16 protein-coding genes are annotated in these 15368 nt (G+C 57.4%); 15 read left to right on the top strand and 1 reads right to left on the bottom strand.

Going from position 1 to position 15368, the window contains the following annotated elements; translation table 11 throughout:
- The 7 genes from ftsY to JOE09_RS24590 all read left to right on the top strand — a co-directional run.
- Positions 1-1249 (top strand): signal recognition particle-docking protein FtsY (ftsY, locus tag JOE09_RS24620; protein ID WP_205067690.1); only part of this gene is annotated, 1249 nt, incomplete at its 5' end.
- Positions 1250-1255: 6 nt separating this feature from the next.
- A complete protein-coding gene (ftsE, locus tag JOE09_RS24615) occupies positions 1256-1924 on the top strand; it encodes a cell division ATP-binding protein FtsE (protein WP_105594085.1) in 669 nt (222 codons plus the stop codon).
- Positions 1914-2906 (top strand): permease-like cell division protein FtsX, encoded by a 993-nt coding sequence (gene ftsX, locus JOE09_RS24610; protein WP_200546764.1) that lies wholly within the window; start codon positions 1914-1916, stop codon positions 2904-2906. Before ftsE ends, ftsX begins: the two co-directional genes overlap by 11 nt.
- Positions 2907-3195: 289 nt before the next feature.
- On the top strand, positions 3196-4050 hold the full coding sequence (rpoH, locus tag JOE09_RS24605; protein ID WP_105594083.1) for an RNA polymerase sigma factor RpoH: 855 nt from the start codon (positions 3196-3198) through the stop codon (positions 4048-4050).
- 118 nt (positions 4051-4168) lie between these two features.
- Positions 4169-5014, top strand: coding sequence for a helix-turn-helix transcriptional regulator (locus JOE09_RS24600; RefSeq protein WP_205067689.1), 846 nt, complete (start codon positions 4169-4171; stop codon positions 5012-5014).
- A 173-nt stretch (positions 5015-5187) separates the two neighbouring features.
- Positions 5188-5907: an AzlC family ABC transporter permease gene (locus tag JOE09_RS24595; protein ID WP_205067688.1), complete on the top strand. Its 720-nt coding sequence runs from the start codon at positions 5188-5190 to the stop codon at positions 5905-5907.
- On the top strand, positions 5907-6218 hold the full coding sequence (locus JOE09_RS24590; protein ID WP_105594081.1) for an AzlD domain-containing protein: 312 nt from the start codon (positions 5907-5909) through the stop codon (positions 6216-6218). The genes JOE09_RS24595 and JOE09_RS24590 overlap by 1 nt, the downstream gene beginning before the upstream one ends.
- Here the strand turns inward: JOE09_RS24590 and panM are convergent.
- Positions 6194-6598, bottom strand: coding sequence for an aspartate 1-decarboxylase autocleavage activator PanM (gene panM / locus JOE09_RS24585; protein ID WP_205067687.1), 405 nt, complete (start codon positions 6596-6598; stop codon positions 6194-6196). The two genes, JOE09_RS24590 and panM, sit on opposite strands and share 25 nt — an antisense overlap.
- A 386-nt stretch (positions 6599-6984) precedes the next feature.
- On the opposite strand from panM, the gene JOE09_RS24580 reads away from it, so the two are divergent.
- The 8 genes from JOE09_RS24580 to ugpE all read left to right on the top strand — a co-directional run bounded on the left by JOE09_RS24580 (position 6985) and on the right by ugpE (position 15368).
- Positions 6985-8100 carry a branched-chain amino acid ABC transporter substrate-binding protein gene (locus JOE09_RS24580; protein WP_205067686.1) on the top strand — a complete coding sequence of 372 codons (1116 nt, stop codon included), beginning with the start codon at positions 6985-6987 and terminating at the stop codon, positions 8098-8100.
- Positions 8101-8235: 135 nt separating this feature from the next.
- A complete protein-coding gene (livH, locus tag JOE09_RS24575; RefSeq protein WP_123334125.1) occupies positions 8236-9162 on the top strand; it encodes a high-affinity branched-chain amino acid ABC transporter permease LivH in 927 nt (308 codons plus the stop codon).
- A complete protein-coding gene (locus JOE09_RS24570) occupies positions 9159-10433 on the top strand; it encodes a high-affinity branched-chain amino acid ABC transporter permease LivM (protein ID WP_105594077.1) in 1275 nt (424 codons plus the stop codon). Before livH ends, JOE09_RS24570 begins: the two co-directional genes overlap by 4 nt.
- Entirely contained in the window at positions 10430-11197 is a 768-nt protein-coding gene (gene livG, locus JOE09_RS24565; RefSeq protein WP_205067685.1) for a high-affinity branched-chain amino acid ABC transporter ATP-binding protein LivG, read from the top strand. Before JOE09_RS24570 ends, livG begins: the two co-directional genes overlap by 4 nt.
- Position 11198: 1 nt before the next feature.
- Positions 11199-11912: a high-affinity branched-chain amino acid ABC transporter ATP-binding protein LivF gene (gene livF, locus JOE09_RS24560; RefSeq protein ID WP_205067684.1), complete on the top strand. Its 714-nt coding sequence runs from the start codon at positions 11199-11201 to the stop codon at positions 11910-11912.
- Positions 11913-12182: 270 nt separating this feature from the next.
- Complete coding sequence (gene ugpB / locus JOE09_RS24555) at positions 12183-13499, top strand: sn-glycerol-3-phosphate ABC transporter substrate-binding protein UgpB (RefSeq protein WP_205067683.1); 1317 nt, start codon at positions 12183-12185, stop codon at positions 13497-13499.
- A gap of 139 nt (positions 13500-13638) precedes the next feature.
- Positions 13639-14526 carry a sn-glycerol-3-phosphate ABC transporter permease UgpA gene (gene ugpA, locus JOE09_RS24550; protein WP_105594073.1) on the top strand — a complete coding sequence of 296 codons (888 nt, stop codon included), beginning with the start codon at positions 13639-13641 and terminating at the stop codon, positions 14524-14526.
- Positions 14523-15368, top strand: a complete 846-nt coding sequence (gene ugpE / locus JOE09_RS24545; protein WP_205067682.1) for a sn-glycerol-3-phosphate ABC transporter permease UgpE — start codon at positions 14523-14525, stop codon at positions 15366-15368. Before ugpA ends, ugpE begins: the two co-directional genes overlap by 4 nt.

Below are 15368 nucleotides of genomic sequence, written 5' to 3'. Positions count from 1 at the left end.
AGCCGCTGCCCGCGCTGAAGCGGAAGCCGTTGCCCGTGCAGAGTCTGAAGCTGCCGCTCGCGCAGAAGCGGAAGCCGCCGCCCGTGCCGAAGCCGAAGCCGCCGCCCGTGCTGATGCGGAAGCTGCTGCCCGTGCTGATGCGGAAGCTGCTGCCCGCGCTGAAGCAGAAGCCGTTTCCCGCGCTGAAGCCGAAGCCGCTGCCCGCGCTGAAGCCGAAGCTGCCGCCCGTGCTGAAGCCGAAGCTGCCGCCCGTGCAGAAGCCGAAGCTGCCGCCCGTGCCGAAGCGGAAGCCGAAGCTGCCGCTACCGCCGAGCAGGTTCGCCCCACGAAGGAAGGCTTCTTTGCCCGCCTGAAGCGCAGCCTGGTGAAAACCCGCCAGAACCTCGGTTCCGGCTTTATCGGCCTGTTCCGTGGCAAAAAAATTGATGACGATCTGTTTGAAGAGCTGGAAGAGCAGCTGCTGATCGCCGACGTGGGTGTGGAAACCACCCGCCGTATTATTGCTAACCTGACCGCTCAGGCCACCCGTAAGGATCTGCGCGATGCCGAAGCGCTGTACGGTCTGCTGAAAACCGAAATGGCGGGCATCCTGTCTACCGTTGAAGCACCGCTGGACGTCAGCGGCAAGACGCCGTTTGTGATCCTGATGGTGGGCGTTAACGGCGTGGGTAAAACCACGACGATTGGTAAACTGGCGCGCCAGTTCCAGGCCGAAGGCAAATCGGTGATGCTGGCGGCGGGTGACACCTTCCGTGCGGCGGCGGTGGAGCAGCTGCAGGTTTGGGGGCAGCGCAACAATATTCCGGTGGTGGCCCAGCATACCGGTGCAGATTCCGCCTCGGTGATCTTTGACGCCATTCAGGCGGCGAAGGCGCGCGGTGTGGACGTGCTGATTGCCGATACTGCCGGTCGTCTGCAGAATAAATCGCATCTGATGGAAGAGCTGAAGAAAATCACCCGCGTGATGAAGAAGCTGGATGAGGATGCGCCGCATGAGGTTATGCTGACCATTGATGCCAGCACCGGACAGAATGCTATCAGCCAGACTAAACTGTTCCATGAAGCCGTTGGCCTGACCGGCATTACGCTGACCAAGCTTGACGGCACGGCGAAGGGGGGAGTGATCTTCTCGGTGGCTGACCAGTTTAACATTCCTATCCGCTATATTGGCGTAGGTGAAAGTATTGAAGACTTGCGATCGTTTAAGGCTGACGATTTTATAGAGGCACTATTTGCCCGAGAGGATTAATTTAGGATGATTCGCTTTGAAGAAGTCAGTAAGGCTTATCTCGGCGGTCGGCAAGCGCTGCAGGGGGTGGATTTTCATCTGCGCCCCGGCGAAATGGCGTTTCTGACCGGACATTCCGGGGCAGGGAAAAGTACCTTGCTGAAGCTGATTTGTGGCATTGAGCGCCCGAGCGCCGGGCATATCTGGTTCAGCGGCCACGATATCAGCCGTCTGAAAAGCCGCGAAGTGCCGTTTCTGCGCCGCCAGATCGGCATGATATTCCAGGATCACCATCTGCTGATGGATCGTTCGGTCTATGACAACGTCGCGATCCCGCTGATTATCGCCGGTGCCAGCGGGGAAGATATCCGCCGCCGCGTGTCGGCCGCGCTGGATAAGGTTGGCCTGCTCGACAAAGCGAAGAGTTTCCCCATTCAGCTGTCCGGCGGTGAACAGCAGCGCGTGGGCATTGCCCGTGCGGTGGTGAATAAGCCAGCGGTGCTGCTGGCGGATGAGCCGACCGGTAACCTTGATGAAGCGCTGTCTGAGGATATCCTGCGGCTGTTTGAAGAGTTCAACCGCGTGGGCGTCACCGTGTTAATGGCCACCCACGATATGGGGCTGATTGCCCGCCGTAACTACCGCCTGATGACGCTGAACCAGGGCCGTCTGCACGGAGGTTATCGTGGTGAATAAACGTAACGCCCGCCCGGCCGCTGCGAAAGCCGCAAAGCCTAAAATGCCGTCAAAAAGCAAAGCGCTGAAGGGCGGCTGGCAGGAACAGTGGCGCTATGCGATGCGCGGATCGCTGTCTGAAATGTGGCGTCAGCCACTGGCTACGTTGCTGACGGTGATGGTGATCGCTATTTCGCTGACCCTGCCCAGCGTGTGCTATATGGTGTGGAAAAACGTCAGTACCGCAGCGGATCAGTGGTATCCGGCCCCGCAGCTCACCGTTTATTTCAGCAAAACGCTGGATGACGATGCGGCTGAAGGTGTGGTGGCGAAGCTGAAGGCCGAAGATGGCGTGGATAAAGTGAATTATCTGTCGCGCGAAGAGGCGCTGGGCGAGTTCCGCAACTGGTCTGGCTTCGGCGGCGCGATGGATATGCTGGAGCAGAATCCGCTACCGGCGGTGGCAATTATCACCCCGAAGCTGAACTTCCAGAGTTCCAACACGATGGACAGCCTGCGCGAGCGGGTGTCGAAAGTGGAAGGCGTGGACGAAGTGAAGATGGATGACAGCTGGTTTGCGCGGCTGGCTGCGCTGACCGGGCTGGTCGGGCAGGTGGCAGCGATGATCGGCATCCTGATGATTGTGGCGGTGTTCCTGGTTATCGGCAACAGCGTGCGCCTCAGCATCTTTGCCCGCCGCGATACCATTAACGTGCAGAAGCTGATAGGCGCGACCGATGGCTTTGTGCTGCGTCCGTTCCTGTACGGCGGGGCGCTGTTGGGCTTCAGCGGTGCACTGCTGTCGCTGGTGCTTTCCGGCGTGCTGGTCATGCGGCTGGAGTCCGTTGTGGCTCAGGTTGCGACGGTGTTCGGCACCACCTTTGTTCTGCACGGCATGACGTGGGATGAAAGCCTGCTGCTGCTGCTGATTGCTGCGATGATCGGCTGGATTGCCGCCTGGCTGGCGACGGTACAACATTTACGTCGATTTACGCCGCAGTAACCCCTCTACACGTTTTTTTGATATAATCTCCTCTGCTGCATCAGCGTTTGCCGCAGAGGAAGTTAAAACGCATCGCTTCCCGCTGTTCATCCGGCACTCGCCAACGGCATTAAGAACGTGTATAAATTATCCCTGATTAAAATTGAACTTGTGGATAACTTCGGCGTCTTATCCCTGTTGAGATTGATATTCGCACGGAATGCTTTCTATTTAGCGCTGTACTTCGCGTAGGGTATCAGTCGCGTCAGGATCTGACGTAGTCACGATGCTAAACACTGAGAGGGTTTGAATGACCAAAGAAATGCAAACTTTAGCTATTGCTCCTTTAGGCAACCTGGATTCCTACATCCGGGCGGCTAATGCCTGGCCTATGCTGACGGCAGAAGAGGAAAAAGCGTTGGCTGAACGGCTGCATTACCAGGGCGATCTGGAAGCAGCTAAGACGCTGATCCTGTCTCACCTGCGCTTTGTTGTTCATGTTGCTCGTAACTACTCCGGTTACGGCCTGCCGCAGGCAGACCTGATTCAGGAAGGTAATATCGGCCTGATGAAAGCCGTGCGCCGTTTTAACCCGGAAGTGGGTGTGCGCCTGGTTTCCTTTGCCGTGCACTGGATTAAAGCCGAGATTCATGAATACGTGCTGCGCAACTGGCGTATTGTGAAAGTCGCCACCACCAAAGCTCAGCGTAAGCTGTTCTTTAACCTGCGTAAAACCAAGCAGCGTCTGGGCTGGTTCAACCAGGACGAAGTGGAAATGGTGGCACGCGAGCTGGGCGTGAGCAGCAAAGACGTTCGCGAAATGGAATCACGCATGGCCGCGCAGGACATGACCTTTGACCCAACGCCGGAAGATGAAGGCGAAGGTCGTTCTATGGCACCGATGCTCTATCTGCAGGATAAAACTTCTGACTTTGCCAACGGCATCGAGGAAGATAACTGGGAAGATCACGCTGCCGATAAGCTGTCCGACGCGATGCAGGGACTGGACGAACGCAGCCAGCACATCATTCGCGCACGCTGGCTGGACGACGACAACAAAACCACGCTGCAGGAGCTGGCCGATCGCTACGGCGTTTCCGCAGAGCGCGTTCGTCAGCTGGAAAAGAACGCCATGAAGAAACTGCGTATGGCTATCGAAGCCTGAGCATAATGCTTCGGGCGTCTGCGATGCCCAGACAAAAAAACCGCCTCCAGGGGCGGTTTTTTGTTGTCAGAATAAACCAACCAGCACAGCAATTTTATTCTAAAGCGGGAGAGGGAAAATGGAGACGCTGAATACGCCGCAGGAGCGCGCCACGCTGTTCTGCGTGGAGGAATTCAACGGCATGAATATGCTGGATGCCAGCTATCGCCATCGCCGCTTTCCCCGCCACGTGCATGACACCTTCTGCGTTGGGGTGATTGAGACCGGCGCGCAGCGCTTCTGGCGATCCGGGGGCGATCACGTAGCGCCGAGCGGCGATATCATTCTGGTTAACGCCGACGAAGTGCACACCGGCTGCTCGGAAGTGGCGGGCGGCTGGTCCTATCGCGCTATCTATCCTCATCCCGATCTTTTCGCCCGGCTGTCGGCAGGCAGCGAGCCAGGCCCGGTGCCGTGGTTCCCCGATGCGGTGCTGCACGATCCGCTGCTGTCCGCCCAGCTGCGGCTGGTGTTCTCGCTGCTGCCGGAGCAGGGCAACAGCCTGCTGAAAGAGTCTCTGCTGCTGACGGCCTTCTCCTGGCTGGTGATGCGCTACAGCCGCACGCGCGTTGTGCCGCCCGACCTGGCCGATGCCTGCCGCGCGGTGCTGCCGGTGCAGGAGCTGATGGCCAGCTGCCCGGAAAAGAACTGGTCGCTGCAGCAGCTCGCTGATGTCGCTTGTCTCAGCCCGTGGCACTTCCTGCGCCAGTTTAAGAAAAGCATCGGTATGACGCCGCACGCCTGGCTGGTGCAGGCCCGGCTGCAGAAAGCGCAGGCACGGCTGAAGCAGGGAGAGACTATCGCTCAGGTGTCCAGCCTGTGCGGTTTCTCCGATCAAAGCCATTTCACCCGCCATTTCAAAAACTCGATGGGCGTTACGCCGGGCGAATACGTGCAGGCGCTGAAACGGGGCCGCCGGGGATAAACAGAAACACAGCCTCTGCAGTTGTATTGGCTGATGATGCAGGAATGAGCGGATCGAATCTTATGGTGACGGCTGAGTTAAAAGCGTTGCCCTGGCCGAGTCAGGCAATTTTATTCAATCCTCCGCCGATGCTGCCTGCCACACTGCTGCTGAATCTACTCAGGAGCCGTCAGATGAATCATCCCGTTACTTCCCTTTCTTCCCCGCAGCCCGCGCCGTGGTCCGGCTTCTGGCGCGGAGCCAGCGGCATGCTGCCTCTCTGCCTGTCTGTGGTGCCGTGGGGCATCCTGGCGGGATCGATGGCCATTCAGAGCGGGCTGAGCCTGTCGCAAAGTATCGCCATGTCGACGGTGATTTTCGCCGGCGCGGCGCAGCTGGTGACGCTCGGACTGATGCTGTCCGGTGCCAGCGTGGCGACTATTGTCATTTCGGTGTTTTTTATCACCGCCCAACATTTTCTGTACGGCCTGACGATGCGCGAAACCGTGTCAGTGCTGAAAACGCGATATCGCCTGCCGATCGGTTTTCTGCTGACCGACGAGCTGTTTGCTTTGAGCTGCGCGCAGCCGAAAGAGAAGCTGACGCCGGGCTATCTGATTGGCGCAGGGCTGACGTTTTATCTCAGCTGGGCGCTGTTCAGCCTGATGGGGATTGCCATGGCGTCCTCGATCCCGGATTTGGATCGCTATCATCTTGATTTCTCGATCGTCGCCACCTTTATCACCATCGTGGTGCCGATGATAAAAAACCTTAACGTGCTGTGCGGCGTGATCGTTTCGCTGCTGCTGTCGATGGTGCTTAGTCTGTATCAGATTGAAGGGGCCATCGCCATTGCCGGGGTGTGCGGCATGTTCTGTTCGGTAATGATTGCCCGTTTGCGGCAGGAGGCATGATGAGCTGGTTTTTACTGTTAACGCTAGCGGCGGTCGTGTTTTTTAACCGTTATCTGTTCCTTGAACCGGCGGTGCCGGTCAGGCTGCCCGCCGCAATCCGCGAAGCGCTGAAATATTCCGCGCCCTGCCTGCTGACCGCAATCTGCGGACCGATTATTTTGCTGAATCACGGTGAAGTCCGCGCCCTGAGCGATAATCCCTATCTGTATGGCGCACTGGCGGGCGTGCTGATTGCCGCGCGGGTGCGCAATATGGTACTCAGCGTGCTGCTGATTCTGGCGGTGTTCTATTTACTCTGCTGGTGGATGTAGTGCTGTAGTTCCGCATCAAACTGAAAACCCGCCGCCTGCATAAAGGCGGCGATAGCCTCTGCACTGTCGTCACCGTCGTTTGCCACCTGCCAGCGAGTAATATGTGGATTCTGCGCCAGCGTATCCTCCAGCAGATACAGCCCGACGCCGCGTCGGCGCGTCACTTCCCGCACCATCAGCTGCGACAGCCTGCCTTCATTTCCGGTAATCACAACCTGTACCGCCGCCAGCAGTCGTTCATTAAATAGCGCGGCGTAGAGCTGATGTTGGTCATCCAGCTGCTGTTCCAGCGCGTGGCTATCGGCCTGTGGCCAGATTTTTTGCAGATCGCTGTGGTCCTGCAATGAGAATTGTTGCAGGCGAATGATGGTTAGTTTCATTGTAAAAACTCGTCGGTCAGAAAGGCATATTGTAGCGAAGTTGACCATACTAAAGCGTGGAAGTTTTTCTGTACAAAAACGAGCTGTTCTGTTTCTGATTTAAACAATTTACCGAGTAAATCATTATTCGGTTAGTAATTGTCCAGCATAAAAAGCTGGTTAACTGGCTTAAAAGCAATCGTTAATGCCAGCTTATTATGCTGCTGCATCCGCGATTTAGTGAATATGTCAGTTGATTTACAGCAGAATATTCCTGTTTAATAACCTGAAATTTAACGCCTTTATACCAAAAAAATGCCGCATTAATCCCTAAGCCTTTCTTTGTAAAGCGATTAGGAAAAATGACGGCAGAAAATAGCCAAATCACAACAGATGGGGAAGTTCGGATGAAAATCAGTAAAGGTAGTGCGTTCCTGGCGGGCTGCGTAGCCCTGGCGATGAGCCACGCTGCGTTAGCAAAAGATATCAAAGTGGCGATCGTGGGTGCGATGTCCGGTCCGGTGGCGCAGTATGGCGACATGGAGTTTACCGGTGCCAAGCAGGCGATTGCTGACATCAACGCCAAAGGCGGCGTGAACGGCAATAAACTGGTAGGCGTGGAATACGATGATGCCTGTGACCCGAAACAGGCCGTTGCGGTTGCCAACAAAGTGATCAACGACGGTATCCGCTACGTGATCGGCCACCTGTGCTCTTCTTCTACTCAGCCTGCTTCAGATATCTATGAAGATGAAGGCGTGCTGATGATCACCCCGGCGGCTACCGCACCGGATCTGACCAGCCGTGGCTATAAGCTGGTGATGCGTACCACCGGTCTGGACTCCGATCAGGGCCCAACCGCTGCCAAATACATCCTGAACGACATCAAACCGCAGCGCATCGCCGTGGTTCACGACAAACAGCAGTACGGTGAAGGCCTGGCGCGTTCCGTTCAGGACAGCCTGAAAAAATCCGGCGGCAACGTGGTGATGTTTGAAGGTATCACCGCCGGTGATAAAGACTTCTCTACGCTGGTTGCGCGCCTGAAGAAAGAGAACGTCGACTTCGTTTACTTCGGCGGCTACTACCCGGAAATGGGCCAGATCCTGCGCCAGGCGCGTGCGGCAGGCCTGAAAACTCAGTTTATGGGTCCGGAAGGCGTGGGCAACTCTTCACTGTCTAACATTGCCGGTGCGGCATCAGAGGGCATGCTGGTGACGCTGCCTAAGCGTTACGATCAGGTTGCGGCTAACCAGCCAATCGTTGATGCGCTGAAAGCGAAAAAACTGGACCCAACCGGTCCGTTCGTCTGGACAACCTATGCCGCGCTGCAGTCTCTGACTGCCGGTATGGAGCGCAGCAAGAGCGAAGAGCCAGCCGATATCGCCAACAACCTGAAAACCGGTGCGGCGGTGCCAACCGTAATGGGCGATCTCAACTGGGATGAGAAGGGCGATTTGAAAGGCTTCGAGTTCGGCGTTTTCAAATGGCATGCTGATGGTTCTTCCTCGGCGGTGAAATAAACCTGTCTGCGGGCCAGGTCAGCCTGGCCCCTGCGGCGAGATGACTATCCCCCGTTGGGGTCGGGCCTGCCCGGCCCTTTGTTGTATTCATCCTTCTGCCCTGCCTGCGCAGGAGGAATCGTAAGGTATTCAGGTATGTCCGAGCAGTTTCTCTATTTCCTGCAACAAATGTTCAACGGTGTGACGTTGGGCAGCACCTATGCGCTGATCGCCATCGGTTACACCATGGTGTACGGCATCATCGGCATGATTAACTTTGCCCACGGCGAAGTCTATATGATCGGCAGCTACGTCTCGTTTATCGTCATCGCTGCATTGATGATGATGGGGATCGATGCCAGCTGGCTGCTGATCGGCTGCGGCTTTGTGGTGGCGGTGGTGATCGCCAGCTGCTACGGCTGGAGCATCGAGCGCGTGGCCTACAAGCCGGTACGCTCTTCCAAGCGCCTGATCGCGCTGATCTCCGCTATCGGGATGTCCATCTTCCTGCAAAACTACGTCAGCCTGACTCAGGGCTCGCGCGACCTCGCGCTGCCAAGCCTGGTCACCGGACAGTGGACGCTGGGAGAAAGCAACGGCTTTGCCGCCACCATCTCTACCATGCAGATGGTGATCTGGGCGGTGACTTTCCTCGCCATGCTGGCGCTGACGCTGTTTATTCGCTACTCCCGCATGGGCCGCGCCTGCCGCGCCTGTGCTGAAGACCTGAAAATGGCCAGCCTGCTGGGTATTAATACCGACCGTGTGATCTCGCTGACCTTTGTGATTGGTGCGGCGATGGCGGCGGTGGCCGGCGTACTGCTGGGCCAGTTCTACGGTGTAATCAACCCGTACATCGGCTTTATGGCCGGGATGAAAGCCTTCACCGCTGCGGTACTGGGCGGCATCGGCAGTATCCCAGGCGCGATGCTGGGCGGACTGATCCTCGGTATTGCCGAGGCGCTGACCTCCGCTTATCTGAGCACCGAGTACAAAGACGTGGTGTCATTTGCGCTGCTGATTGTGGTGCTGCTGGTGATGCCAACCGGTATTCTGGGCCGTCCGGAGGTTGAGAAAGTATGAAAAAGCTTAACCTGCTGAATGCGCTCGTTTCCTCCCTGATGCTGCTGGTGCTGGCCGCGTTCTTTATGGGCCTGCGGCTGAACCTCGACGGTACACATCTGGTGGTTAACAACGCCGGAGACGTGCGCTGGAACTGGATCGCCGTCGGCTGCGGTGTGGTGTTTATCTTCCAGATGCTGCGCCCGCTGGTACAGAGCAGCCTGAAAAAAGTCTCCGGCCCTTCGCTGGTGCTGCCGGGCATTGATGGCTCAACGCCGAAACAGAAGCTGTTCCTGCTGGCGCTGATCGTCGCGGCGGCGGTGTGGCCGTTTATCGTTTCACGCGGCACGGTGGATATCGCTACCCTGACGCTGATCTATGTGATGCTCGGCCTGGGGCTGAACGTGGTCGTCGGGCTATCCGGCCTGCTGGTGCTGGGCTACGGCGGTTTCTACGCCATCGGTGCCTACACCTTTGCGCTGCTGAATCACTATTACGGCCTGGGCTTCTGGCAGTCGCTGCCGCTGGCCGGTATGGTCGCTGCAGGATTTGGCCTGCTGCTGGGCTTCCCGGTACTGCGTCTGCGCGGTGACTATCTGGCGATTGTGACGCTCGGTTTCGGCGAGATCGTGCGTATTCTGCTGCTGAACAACACCGAAATCACCGGTGGCCCGAACGGCATCAGCCAGATCCCGAAACCGTCCTTCTTCGGTCTGGAGTTCAACCGCAGCGTACGCGACGGCGGCTGGGACACCTTCCATAACTTCTTCGGCCTGAAGTACGACCCAAGCGACCGTATTATTTTCCTCTACATGGTGGCGCTGCTGCTGGTGGTGATCACCCTGTTCGTGATCAACCGCCTGTTGCGTATGCCGCTGGGCCGCGCGTGGGAAGCGCTGCGTGAAGACGAAATCGCCTGCCGCTCGCTGGGCCTCAGCCCGACGCGCATCAAGCTGACCGCGTTCACCATCAGCGCCGCGTTTGCCGGTTTCGCCGGTTGCCTGTTCGCCGCCCGTCAGGGCTTCGTCAGCCCGGAATCCTTCACCTTTGCTGAGTCCGCCTTTGTTCTGGCGATCGTGGTATTGGGCGGCATGGGATCGCAGTTTGCGGTAATCCTTGCGGCAATTCTGCTGGTGGTATCGCGTGAGCTGATGCGTGACCTCAACGAGTACAGCATGCTGGTGCTCGGTGGATTAATGGTATTGATGATGATCTGGCGTCCGCAGGGGCTGTTGCCGATGAAGCGTCCGCACCTGAAGTTGAAAAATGCGGAAAAAGGAGAGCAGGCATGAGTCAGCCTTTGTTAGCAGTCAATGGCCTGATGATGCGCTTTGGCGGTCTGCTGGCGGTCAACAACGTTCAGCTTGAACTCCGTCCGCAGGAAATCGTCTCGCTTATCGGCCCGAACGGGGCGGGTAAAACCACGGTGTTCAACTGCCTGACCGGCTTCTATAAGCCAACCGGCGGTTCGATTATGCTGGGCGATAAACAGCTCGCCGGTTTGCCGGGGCAGCAGATCGCCCGCATGGGCGTGGTGCGTACCTTCCAGCACGTGCGCCTGTTCCGTGAAATGACGGTGATTGAAAACCTGCTGGTGGCACAGCATCAGCATCTGAAAAGCGGCGTCTTTTCCGGCCTGCTGAAAACCCCGGCCTTCCGCCGGGCGGAAAGCGATGCGCTGGACCGCGCCGCCACCTGGCTGAAGCGCGTCGGGCTGCTGGAGCTGGCTAACCGTCAGGCGGGTAACCTCGCCTACGGCCAGCAGCGCCGTCTGGAAATCGCCCGCTGCATGGTGACGCGCCCGGAAATCCTGATGCTGGACGAACCGGCGGCGGGGCTTAACCCAAAAGAAACTCACGAGCTGGATGAGCTGATTGCAGAACTGCGCGGTGAGCATAAAGTCTCGGTACTGCTGATTGAACACGATATGAAACTGGTAATGGGCATTTCTGACCGTATTTACGTGGTGAACCAGGGCACGCCGCTGGCGAACGGTACGCCGGAAGAAATTCGTAACAACCCGGATGTGATCCGCGCTTACCTCGGGGAGGCATAAGATGAGTAAACCCATGCTTTCTCTGAATAACATCAGCGCGCACTACGGGAAAATCCAGGCGCTGCACAACGTCAGCCTGCATATTAATCAGGGGGAAATTGTCACCCTGATTGGTGCCAACGGTGCGGGTAAAACCACTATCCTGGGCACGTTGTGCGGCGAACCGCGTGCGACTCAAGGCACTATCGTCTTCGATGGTCAGGATATTACCGACTGGCAGACCGCGCGCATTATGCGGGAAGCCATCGCCATCGTGCCGGAAGGCCGCCGGGTATTTTCCCGCATGACGGTGGAAGAGAACCTGGCGATGGGCGGTTTCTTTGCCGAGCGTCAGCAGTATCAGGAACGCATCAAGCGCGTTTACGAACTGTTCCCGCGCCTGTGGGAGCGCCGCATTCAGCGCGCCGGAACTATGTCCGGCGGCGAGCAGCAGATGCTGGCGATTGGCCGTGCGCTGATGAGCCAGCCGCGCCTGCTGCTGCTGGATGAACCGTCGCTGGGCCTGGCGCCGATTATCATTCAGCAGATTTTCGACACCATCGAACAGCTGCGCAAAGAGGGGATGACCATCTTCCTCGTTGAGCAGAATGCGAATCAGGCGCTGAAGCTGGCGGACCGCGGCTACGTGCTCGAAAACGGTCATGTGGTGCTCGAAGACACGGGTGAGGCATTGCTCGCCAACGAGGCGGTCAGAAGCGCCTACCTCGGCGGTTAAACCATAAGGGCAGTCCACGCGGCTGCCCTTTTTTTGCCCCGAACGTGCGGGCAATTGTGCGCTAAATCTGTGATCGTCTTCTCTCTGTTGATTACCAAAGTTGTTACATTCCTCTCACTTCTGCCGTCGCGTTTCGAAATTCCCGTCATTCGTCCGTCACATTTCCGTCACATCACTATTATTAATCTGTCATTTAGCCGTGGCATGTTACTTGCCGACTCACACAGTGCGCGGAATCGCGCATCATTAAAACGGGCACAGGAAACCGATATGTCATCTACCGCATTCCGTCGTACCGCTCTCAGCATGGTGCTGGGACTGACCTTCAGCGGCAGCGCGCTGGCCGCTACCGAAATTCCGTTCTGGCACTCGATGGAAGGCGAGCTGGGCGTAGAGGTTGACTCACTGGCGAAGCGTTTTAACGAAACTCACCCCGATTACAAAATTGTGCCGACCTACAAAGGCAACTACGAACAGAGCCTGGCGGCGGGTATTGCTGCCGTGCGTACCGGCAAAGCACCGGCTGTATTGCAGGTATATGAAGTGGGTACGGCCACAATGATGGCATCGAAAGCCATCGTCCCGGTTAATGAAGTCTTTAAAAAAGCCGGTATCGCGATGGATGCGAAGCAGTTCGTGCCTGCGGTAGCCGGTTACTACAGCGATTCGAAAGGCGAGCTGATTTCCCAGCCGTTCAACAGCTCCACGCCGGTGCTGTACTACAACAAAGACGCCTTCAAAAAAGCCGGTCTGAACCCGGACCAGCCGCCAAAAACCTGGCAGGAACTGGCGAAGGATACCGACGCGCTGCGTAAAGCGGGCATGTCCTGCGGCTACGCCAGCGGCTGGCAGGGCTGGATTCAGATTGAAAACTTCAGCGCCTGGCACGGTCTCCCGGTCGCCACCAAAAATAACGGCTTCGACGGCACCGATGCCGTGCTGGAGTTCAACAAGCCGGTGCAGGTGCGCCACATCCAGATGTTGGAAGATCTGAACAAGAAGGGTGATTTCACCTACTTCGGCCGTAAAGATGAATCCACTTCCAAGTTCTACAACGGCGACTGTGCGATCACCACCGCCTCTTCCGGCTCGCTGGCCGACATCCGCAAATACGCCAAGTTTAACTTCGGCGTGGGCATGATGCCGTACGACGAAACCGTGCCGAACGCGCCGCAGAACGCCATTATCGGCGGAGCCAGCCTGTGGGTGATGAAGGGCAAAGACGATGCCACCTATAAGGGCGTCGCCGAGTTTATGCAGTTCCTGGCTAAGCCGGAAATCGCTGCCGAGTGGCATCAAAAAACCGGCTACCTGCCGATCACTACCGCCGCCTACGAGCTGACCAAACAGCAGGGCTTCTATGACAAGAACCCGGGTGCGGATATCGCGACTCGCCAGATGCTGAACAAAGATCCGCTGCCGTTTACCAAAGGGATGCGTCTGGGCAACATGCCGCAGATCCGTACCATTGTTGATGAAGAGCTGGAAGGCGTATGGACCGGTAAGCAAACGCCGCAGGCCGCGCTGGATAACGCCGTTAAGCGTGGTAACGAGCTGCTGCGCCGCTTCGAGCAGCAGACGAAGTAACCTGTTGCCGGTGCAGACCGCCGCTCGCCTCCGGGCCGGGCGGCGGTCTGCCTGCAAAGGCACATCACCGATCTCTCCCGTGGGGCGATCGGTGATGTGCTCGTTAATACCGACCCCGTTCCGCACGAGATAATCCACTATGGCTCAGCCCCGTCCCGTCTTTCGCAATCGCTTGTTGCCCTATCTGCTGCTGTTGCCGCAGCTGGTAATTACGGCGATTTTCTTTATCTGGCCAGCGGGCGAAGCGCTCTGGTATTCGCTGCAAAGCATCGATCCGTTTGGTATCTCCAGTACTTTTGTGGGCATGGAGAACTTTGAGCGGCTGTTCAGCGACGGTCTGTACCTCGAGTCATTCTGGACCACCATCAAATTCAGCGGGCTGGTGACGTTCTTCGGCATGGGGCTGTCGCTGCTGCTGGCGGCGCTGGTGGACTATGTTATCCGCCTGAAAAAAACCTATCAGACGCTGCTGCTGCTGCCTTATGCCGTGGCACCGGTCGTAGCGGCGGTGCTGTGGATGTTTCTGTTTAACCCCGGGCTGGGGCTGTTCAGCCACCTGCTGAACCAGTGGGGCTACAACTGGAACTACGCGCAGAACAGCGGCCAGGCGATGTTTCTGATTGTGCTGGCCTCCATCTGGCAGCAGATGAGCTACAACTTCCTGTTTTTCTTTGCCGCACTACAGTCGATTCCGAAGTCGCTGGTTGAGGCGGCGGCGATTGACGGTGCTGGCCCGGTACGGCGCTTCTTCGCGCTGTCGCTGCCGCTGATTACCCCGGTGAGCTTCTTCCTGCTGGTGGTGAACCTGGTGTATGCCTTCTTCGATACCTTCCCGGTGATCGATGCCGCCACCGGCGGTGGCCCGGTGCAGGCCACCACCACGCTGATTTATAAAATTTACCGCGAAGGCTTTGCCGGGCTGGATCTCTCTTCCTCTGCCGCCCAGTCGGTGGTGCTGATGCTGTTGGTGATTGTGCTGACGGTGATTCAGTTCCGCTTTGTTGAGCGTAAGGTGCGTTACCAATGATTGAAAATCGTCGCGGGCTGGATATCTTCAGCCATACCCTGCTGATCCTCGGCATCCTGACCATCCTGTTCCCGCTGTATGTGGCCTTTGTGGCCGCCACGCTGGATAACAATGCCGTTTATCAGGTGCCGATGACGCTGATCCCCGGCAGCCATCTGTGGGAAAACATCAGCAATATCTGGGTGCGGGGGGTGAACGGCAGTGGACCGGCCTTCAGCCTGATGCTGATGAACAGCCTGTTGATGGCATTGGCGATCACCATCGGCAAAATCAGCGTCTCCATCATTTCGGCATTTGCGCTGGTATGGTTCCGCTTCCCGCTGCGCGGTCTGTTTTTCTGGATGATCTTTATCACCCTGATGCTGCCGGTGGAGGTGCGTATTTTCCCGACGGTGCAGGTGATTGCCGATCTGAATATGCTCGACAGCTACAGCGGCCTCACGCTGCCGCTGATGGCCTCGGCTACCGCCACCTTCCTGTTCCGCCAGTTCTTTATGTCGATGCCGGATGAGCTGATGGAAGCGGCGCGCGTTGACGGTGCCAGCCCGATGCGCTTCTTCCGTGACATTGTGCTGCCGCTGTCGAAAACCAATCTGGCGGCGCTGTTTGTCATTACCTTTATCTACGGCTGGAACCAGTATCTGTGGCCGCTGCTGATCGTCAACGATGCGTCGATGAGCACCGCCGTGGCGGGCATAAAAAGCATGATCTCCACCAGCGGTTCGCCAACGCAGTGGAATGAAGTGATGGCGGCGATGCTGTTAACCCTGATCCCACCGGTGGTGATCGTATTAGTCATGCAGCGTGCGTTCGTGCGCGGTCTGGTAGAGAGTGAGAAATAA

The organism is Pantoea coffeiphila (assembly GCF_016909495.1).
GTDB classification, from domain to species: domain Bacteria; phylum Pseudomonadota; class Gammaproteobacteria; order Enterobacterales; family Enterobacteriaceae; genus Erwinia; species Erwinia coffeiphila.
This window is presented reverse-complemented; position numbering and strand designations above follow the sequence as displayed.

Bases quoted from the DNA above. Each gene is read 5' to 3' on its own strand.
- JOE09_RS24570 (WP_105594077.1), top strand. From the start codon at position 9,159: ATGAAAAAGCTTAACCTGCTGAATGCGCTCGTTTCCTCCCTGATGCTG.
- panM (WP_205067687.1), bottom strand. From the start codon at position 6,598: ATGAAACTAACCATCATTCGCCTGCAACAATTCTCATTGCAGGACCAC.
- JOE09_RS24595 (WP_205067688.1), top strand. From the start codon at position 5,188: ATGAATCATCCCGTTACTTCCCTTTCTTCCCCGCAGCCCGCGCCGTGG.
- JOE09_RS24600 (WP_205067689.1), top strand. From the start codon at position 4,169: ATGGAGACGCTGAATACGCCGCAGGAGCGCGCCACGCTGTTCTGCGTG.
- livH (WP_123334125.1), top strand. From the start codon at position 8,236: ATGTCCGAGCAGTTTCTCTATTTCCTGCAACAAATGTTCAACGGTGTG.
- ftsE (WP_105594085.1), top strand. From the start codon at position 1,256: ATGATTCGCTTTGAAGAAGTCAGTAAGGCTTATCTCGGCGGTCGGCAA.
- ugpB (WP_205067683.1), top strand. From the start codon at position 12,183: ATGTCATCTACCGCATTCCGTCGTACCGCTCTCAGCATGGTGCTGGGA.
- ugpE (WP_205067682.1), top strand. From the start codon at position 14,523: ATGATTGAAAATCGTCGCGGGCTGGATATCTTCAGCCATACCCTGCTG.
- ugpA (WP_105594073.1), top strand. From the start codon at position 13,639: ATGGCTCAGCCCCGTCCCGTCTTTCGCAATCGCTTGTTGCCCTATCTG.
- rpoH (WP_105594083.1), top strand. From the start codon at position 3,196: ATGACCAAAGAAATGCAAACTTTAGCTATTGCTCCTTTAGGCAACCTG.
- livG (WP_205067685.1), top strand. From the start codon at position 10,430: ATGAGTCAGCCTTTGTTAGCAGTCAATGGCCTGATGATGCGCTTTGGC.
- JOE09_RS24590 (WP_105594081.1), top strand. From the start codon at position 5,907: ATGAGCTGGTTTTTACTGTTAACGCTAGCGGCGGTCGTGTTTTTTAAC.
- JOE09_RS24580 (WP_205067686.1), top strand. From the start codon at position 6,985: ATGAAAATCAGTAAAGGTAGTGCGTTCCTGGCGGGCTGCGTAGCCCTG.
- livF (WP_205067684.1), top strand. From the start codon at position 11,199: ATGAGTAAACCCATGCTTTCTCTGAATAACATCAGCGCGCACTACGGG.